At 38.0% G+C, this 5,720-nt stretch carries 5 protein-coding genes; 4 read left to right on the top strand and 1 reads right to left on the bottom strand.

Features of this window, described 5'->3' with window-relative positions; translation table 11 throughout:
- Window positions 1-162 precede the first annotated feature (162 nt).
- Window positions 163-2,646: a hypothetical protein gene (locus DNK84_RS00820; RefSeq protein ID WP_119342681.1), complete on the bottom strand. Its 2,484-nt coding sequence runs from the start codon at window positions 2,644-2,646 to the stop codon at window positions 163-165.
- 341 nt (window positions 2,647-2,987) lie between these two features.
- On the opposite strand from DNK84_RS00820, the gene DNK84_RS00815 reads away from it, so the two are divergent.
- The 4 genes from DNK84_RS00815 to DNK84_RS00800 all read left to right on the top strand — a co-directional run.
- A complete protein-coding gene (locus DNK84_RS00815) occupies window positions 2,988-3,602 on the top strand; it encodes a cob(I)yrinic acid a,c-diamide adenosyltransferase (RefSeq protein WP_235826785.1) in 615 nt (204 codons plus the stop codon).
- Window positions 3,599-4,972: a Trk system potassium transporter TrkA gene (trkA, locus tag DNK84_RS00810; protein ID WP_119342680.1), complete on the top strand. Its 1,374-nt coding sequence runs from the start codon at window positions 3,599-3,601 to the stop codon at window positions 4,970-4,972. Before DNK84_RS00815 ends, trkA begins: the two co-directional genes overlap by 4 nt.
- Before the next feature lie 7 nt (window positions 4,973-4,979).
- A complete protein-coding gene (locus DNK84_RS00805; protein WP_162902134.1) occupies window positions 4,980-5,306 on the top strand; it encodes a hypothetical protein in 327 nt (108 codons plus the stop codon).
- Window positions 5,307-5,539: 233 nt separating this feature from the next.
- On the top strand, window positions 5,540-5,720 hold a 181-nt coding region (locus DNK84_RS00800), incomplete at its 3' end, for a hypothetical protein (protein WP_208123222.1).

Here is a 5,720-nt window from a genome sequence, read left to right as displayed (position 1 = left end):
CGAATTACGCCCGTTAAAGCATCTTTTACTTCATTTTCTACTGTATTTTTCAGAGCAAGTACGTTATCTTTACTCATGTGTGTATTCCTCCATTTTGAGCGTTTTTACTTTGCAAAATAATTCTATCATTCTGCAGTGAATACACCACCTAAGTATCGCTGATTATATTTCAGCCCATACACCAAATTCGAGTATATCTCCTTTCTCAGCTTCATCTCCTTCAAGTTTATCAAAATGATCTAAATACCACGCATTAAACTGTTTCCTAAAATCCTTGGTTGAGGATTTACTATTCCATAATGCATTAAGCTTTGCTTCGGCCATAATTATAAAAGCATCGGCAGATATTCTTTTAACCGTTGCATTTTCAACGATATTAAGTAATCCCTGCCCATTGACATTTTCAAATGCATCTAAATAATCTATGGTAACATTTTGCCATTGAAGCGCACCTTGTGTTTCTTCAGAAGATGGTTCGATTAGCAAATGTTTAAAGTACGTGTCTTTTAATTGACATTGAATAACACTCCCTGGCATAAAAGTCATACCATTAAAGGTGCAATTAATAAAACTTGTGTTAGCAAGCTCATTTACTGAAAAGTCTCCATTAAAGGTACAACCAGAAAATTCTACACCTTTAGCCGCTTTCACGGAAAATTTTGAATAAAACTCAGCCTTACTAAAATATGAGTTATCTACACGTTTAGTATAAATTGTATCATTCTCAGTAAAATCACAAAAATTAACATCTCTAAATTGACAGCCGCTTAAACTGCCTAAACCGCTTGAATATATTGAGCTTTCACTTAAAACAAGCTCTTTGTGTGTCTTACCCCACCAATCAACCTGACATTCAACATGACTCAATACACCCTTAAAATGCGTATCCGTCAAATCTGGAAAACACGAGGACAGGGGCGAATCACTAAAATCGGTTGCCAGACTTTGTCCTTTATCAACAAGCGCTTGCAGCCTTGTTTGGTAACGATCTATTTGCGTATCAATACTATCACCGATAAGGGGTAACATTGGAAAAAGCGCACGCCATTTTTGTGCCTTTTCTTCTGGAATGTTTTTACCATCCGTTAAGTATTGATCCCAATCTGAAAGTAAGCGCTCAATTTCCGATTTTGTCATAGAACCCATAATTGCATTATCAAAACGGCAAGTAGACCAATCACGCAAAGGCAAGCTTTCTTGATCATCTTGCTCACCCTGATAATAATGAAAGTGATTTAATCTGGCTGCCCGCAGATCTAATCCAGATAGATCAAGCTTAAGTTCTTCAGGTAAATTAATCTTACCAGGCGCATTGACCACTAAATAATGCAATAACTGTTTATATTGTTGTTGTAATTCATCAATCTTATCTATACCTTCTAAGGCTTGCGATATCTCATCGATTGAAGATCCTTCAGATATATCCAACTGGCTTTTTACATTATTAAGTTTTTTGCAAACTTCATCTATATAAGAAGAGGTTATTATGTCTCTAAGCCCTACAGGAAATCCATTACTCTCTATTACCTTTTTCAATAAAGTCATTTGCGCTAACAATGAATCAGCTTGATCTTTACTATTGCTGCTATTAATTATTTCTTGCGCTTCTTCTAAAAACTTACTTTGAAGCCTTTCAATTGCATCACCTGGCTGTTTCCCAATATGCTTTTGAGCAGTATGAATAGCTTTCAATTTCTTTTTTTGCTCTGCCATCTCATCTGCCAATCTAACCAGCCCTTGGTAATTATTTTGAATATCATCGCTTTCCAAAATGCTTTTAACTCTAGTTAGTGTGTTTTCATTGTTTTGTATAAATGCATCTACTTCATCTGCGCTGCCAACATTCCCTACTTTTAGCATACTTATTTCTGCTGACACAGCCTGATGTATAGAAAGGGAACCAACATCATTAACCAAACCAAGACTCATGAGCCTCAAGGCCGTATTGTATTCCTGTACTGCTTCGATGTGACTCTCTGGAAGCTGAGCTAATAATGCCTTCAAAGCATTTCCTGCTGTTGAGTTCCCCCTCATATCATCTAATGCTGTAATAATTGCACCTGCTATCGACTCATCAAAGTTCTCAGCCGCTAAATTGATTTTTTGCAACTTTTCTATTGCATTACCAAAGCATAGATCTGCTTTTTCATCAGGATCTTGCGTATTCTTAATAGCCACCCCAGCCAAACTTACCTTTCCATCTTTATAGTTCTCACGATATACTTTTTTGGCAGATGTAAAAGCATTACGTAAGCTCACAAGATACTGCTGGCGAGCACGTAATAGATCAAATTCAGATACAACCTGATCAAATTTATCTAACCCTAAAGCTTGATGATTAACCAAAAGAGATTGGTTAAAAGTTTCTCTGTAGGCTTTGCAAAGGTCAGTAACATCAGCAATACTAAAACTATCGGCCTCAACGCTAGATGCATTTATTGCTGTGATTTTTGTACAAAGCGCTGCTTCTAGGGTTTCATATTCTTCTTTAAGACTTTCAATATTCTGTTGTGTGGTTTTCTGATCTTCAATAATACTCTCATCCAGATGCAAATGTAGAAATTCAATATCATCTCCATCAAGCGCACTTCCATTAACTATTTCTTGTTGAATTTCCTTTAATTGATTTAAATTAGCTATAAGCATAAAATACCTCCAAATTCCAATTAATGCCATACCTGTATACCATGTGGATGAATATTTATAAATCATTTGGAGAATGTTCCATCAAAATGATTGTATTTATGTATATTTTTTACAAAAATGCCTTTTTTACTGAAATAACGCATTTATCATTTTTGTATGTTACCCCAAGGACTTCTCATTCATTCTGCCTGACTGGTCACACAAATGTTTCAAGGTACCGCGCTTACAAAGCAAGGCTTTGGCGGGGATGACAAAGGCTATTATCCTTGCGTATACCACCTCACCCGTCACAGCCGCCTGGCTTTAATCACAACGCACAGTAATTGTAAAATGGTTTATGAGTGGTATATAATAAACACCAACAAAAGCCAACGATACGGCAAAACGATCACATGGGTTATCGACTATCAAAAATCTATACAAAAACAGGTGACCAAGGAACAACCGCATTATCAGATAATAAGCGTCTGTATAAGGATGAGCTGATTATTGAAGTCATCGGAGAAATAGATCACTTAAATGCTTATATTGGCGTGGTACAATCCTTTAGCCATCATGATGAGATCAATCGATATTTATCTAATATCCAACAAATACTTTTTAATATCGGCGGCCATTTGTCTTACCCTGAGTTTATCGCTTTACAAAAAGAAGATATTACCACACTTGAACATCATATTGATCGGTTAAATAAGGCTTTACCGCCATTAAAAGAATTTATCCTGCCAGCTGGTTCAAAAGCCAGTGCATTTTGTCATCTGGCTAGAACAACTGCAAGAAAAGCCGAGCGCTTCTATGTCCGTTTAATGCGCACAAAACAGCATAACAATCCATTAATATTGCAATACCTTAACCGTTTATCTGACTTTTTATTTGTTACAGCACGCAGCTTAAATAATAAAGATAATCATAATGAAGTATTGTGGCAAAGCCATCGCATTAAGGATAGCCAATGAAGATTATTATTTTAGGTGCCGGTCAAGTTGGCAGTTCTTTAGCAAAAAGCCTGCAAAAAGATCACAGTGTCAGCATTATTGATGAACGTGCAGCACGCCTGCGTCAAATTCAAAATCACTTTGATGTACGCACGGTATGTGGTTCTGCTTCTCACCCAAATATCCTAGAAGAAGCAGGTGCAAATGATGCGGATATGATTATTGCGGTAACCAATAATGATGAAGTCAATATTGTTGCCTGTCAAATTGCCTATAGCCTGTTTAAAATACCCACCAAGATTGCCAGGCTTCGCAATAAAAACTATGCCCGCTATCCACAGATTTTCAACAATGATAATATTCCAATTGATTTTATCATTAATCCAGCTGAATTAGTGACTCAACGACTTGTTCGCCTTGTCGAGCATCCTGGAAGCTTCCAGGTTGTTGATTTTATTAATTCCCGCGTACAACTGGTTGGTAGCTCCATCTCATCAGATTCGCCACTGCATGGCATGGCAATCAGAGAATTTCGCCAGGAACTCTCTGATATTGATGCGCGAATCATGGCGGTTTACCGACAAAAGCAAAATATCACTGTAACCGCTGATACTGTGCTTCAAGCACATGATGATGTTTTTTTTATTGCTGAAAAAATCAATGTCCCGGCTATATTAGAGGAATTCCAGCCTAACCAGACAAAGTTTCGCAAGATTTTTATTGCCGGTGGTGGCCATATTGGGCTTGGACTTGCAAAAAGGCTTGAAAATGATTATCTGGTGAAAATTGTTGAACATAACTATGATGTTTGTCATTTAGCTGCAGAAAGCCTGAATAATGCAACTGTTTTAGCAGGCGATGCTTCTGATGCAGAGTTATTAAATACCGAAAGCATCGATGATACCGATTTGTTTTGCGCGGTAACAAATGATGATGAGGCAAATATCATGTCCGCCATGCTTGCCAAAAAAATGGGGGCAAAAAGTACGATCGCACTGGTAAACTCATTAAGTTATGCAGAGCTTGTTGATGATACTTATACGATTGATCGAGCCATCTCGCCACAACGCATTACGATTGGTGCGATCCAGACCTATTTACGTAAAGGTGACATGGTGAACATCTATTCCCTTTATGCCGGCCAGGCCGAGGCAATAGAAATCGTGGTACACGGCAGTAAAGACAGCTCGCCAATTGTAGGTAAAACAATCAGTGAGCTCAACTTACCCAAAAGCGTATCCATTGGTGCTATTATGCGTGATAATCAGATTATGATCGCCCACGACCACTACACGCTTGAATCCGGTGATACCGTTGTGGTTATTGTTACAGATATGGAGTATATTCCCAATGTTGAAAAAATGTTCCAAGTGTTGCCAATATTTTTATAGCCATATTGTGCTAAAGATAAACAAAACAAAGCATAAGACACCTGTTTTTATCGCTCTGCTTGGCTTTTTTTATACGGCTATGGCAACGGCAAATGCTCAAGCAGACAAAGCCTTAACTTACGCGGCTGTTAATACAACTATCGCCACAACCACAGCCATTGCCCTACAAAAGGCAGGTTATCAAACACAAACCATTAGCACGCCTAATGGTTTAATTACCACGATTAAAGATCCCAATGCAAATACAACACAACAAAGCGCATCTGATGATAATAACTGGCAACAAGTCCAGGAAGATGCCTATCAACAACGCCAGGATTTTATGAGTAATTGAAGCTATATTTGTAATCATCACGCTTACAAAGCAAAGCTTTGGCGGGCGTCCATATAAGTGTTACTTCTTTTCAGCAACGAATAGCTTTTGATTTTGGCCATAACCGCCTTGAGCACCCAACGCTTATCACGTGGATCCCCGCCAGGCGAGTTGCTATGTTGTATTGATGAATTAGCCCCAGAGAAATTATCCGAGTAAACTAAAGGGGCTTAAACTTTAGAAGGAGAATCCTCATGAGGAAATACGATTATACAGGAAAGGTTGTTTATATGGGTATTGACGTTCATAAAAAAACGTACGCATGTGTAAGTATTTGTGAAGGAGAGATCGTCAAAAAGGATACCATGCAAGCTGATCCAGCCAGTTTGATTTCTTATATTAAAAATCAATTCGTAGGCGCTAACGTAGAAACGG

It is taken from the genome of Facilibium subflavum (genome assembly GCF_003574485.1).
GTDB lineage: Bacteria > Pseudomonadota > Gammaproteobacteria > Francisellales > Francisellaceae > Facilibium > Facilibium subflavum.
Note: the sequence above shows the minus strand (reverse complement) of the source record. Positions and strands in the feature narration are given on the sequence as shown.

Coding starts and splice junctions, on each gene's coding strand:
- DNK84_RS00820 (WP_119342681.1), bottom strand. CDS start 2,646: ATGCTTATAGCTAATTTAAATCAATTAAAGGAAATTCAACAAGAAATA.
- trkA (WP_119342680.1), top strand. CDS start 3,599: ATGAAGATTATTATTTTAGGTGCCGGTCAAGTTGGCAGTTCTTTAGCA.